At 62.3% G+C, this 1,228-nt stretch carries 2 protein-coding genes; both read right to left on the minus strand.

Annotation, left to right across the window (positions count from 1 at the left end):
- Positions 1 to 348: TGS domain-containing protein (locus AC1DOC_RS34250; RefSeq protein WP_478131646.1), on the minus strand; the 348-nt coding region annotated here is incomplete at its 3' end.
- Between the two features lie 294 nt (positions 349 to 642).
- Positions 643 to 1,228, minus strand: a 586-nt coding sequence (gene aceA, locus AC1DOC_RS34255) for an isocitrate lyase (RefSeq protein ID WP_478131647.1), incomplete at its 5' end; no start/stop codon positions are given.

Below are 1,228 nucleotides of genomic sequence, written 5' to 3' on the forward strand. Positions count from 1 at the left end.
GTCCTCGGGCGTGAAGGGGCGCTCGTAGGAGATGTCGTAGTAGAAGCCCTCCTCGATCACCGGGCCGATGACCATCTTGGCCGTCGGGTAGAGCTGCTTCACGGCGTGGCCAACCAGGTGGGCCGTCGAGTGGCGGATGATCTCCAGGCCCTCGTCGTCCCTGGGCGTGATGATCTGGAGCTTGGCGTCATGGTCGATGACGTCGCTGGCATCGACGAGCTTGCCGTCGACCTTGCCGGCCACCGTCATCTTGGCGAGCCCGGGTCCGATGGACTGGGCAACTTCGGCCACCGAAACCGGGCCGGGGAACTCGCGGCGCGAGTTGTCGGGAAGCGTGATCTGGATCATGGAAAACCTCGGGCGAAAAAACAAAAAGCGCGGTGACTGGCCGCGCTTTGCTTGGGATGAGAGCTGGCAGAAACCAGCGAGCGCGGGCTACCGGCCCTTTTCTTCGGAGACGAAGAAAAAGCCGCTGAATCCTTGCGGAGTAGTTCGCGGTGTCATAACCAAGGTGCCTTTCTCGCTCTTGTTGGGTGCAGAGGGCGCAATTCTATCCGCTGGCCGCCGAGCCCAAAAAAAAGCCCGGCGCTCGGCCGGGCTCGAAGGTGACAGCGAAATCGTTGTGCTGGCGGATTCAGCGGATCAGTGGAACTGCTCTTCCTCGGTCGAGCCGGTCAGCGCCGTGACGCTGGACTTGCCGCCCTGGATGACCGTGGTCACCTCGTCGAAGTAGCCGGTGCCGACTTCCTGCTGGTGCGACACGAAGGTGTAACCGCGATCGCGCGCCGCGAATTCGGGCTCCTGCACCTTCTCGACGTAGGCCGACATGCCGCGCTGCACGTAGTCTTGCGCCAGATCGAACATGTTGAACCACATCGAGTGGATGCCGGCCAGCGTGATGAACTGGTACTTGTAGCCCATGGCGCCGAGCTCCTTCTGGAACTTGGCAATGGTGGCGTCGTCGAGGTTCTTCTTCCAGTTGAAGGACGGCGAGCAGTTGTAGGCCAGCATCTTGCCGGGGTGCACCTTGTGGACCGCATCGGCGAAGCGCTTGGCAAACTCGAGGTCGGGCGTGCCGGTTTCGCACCACACCAGGTCGGCGTAGTGGGCGTAGGCAATGGCGCGGCTGATGGCCTGGTCGATGCCCTTCTTGGTCTTGTAGAAGCCTTCGGCGGTGCGTTCGCCGGTGAGGAAGGGCTTGTCGTTCTCGTCGTAGTCGCTGGTGATG

This window comes from Variovorax sp. 01T439_2 (assembly GCF_056398445.1).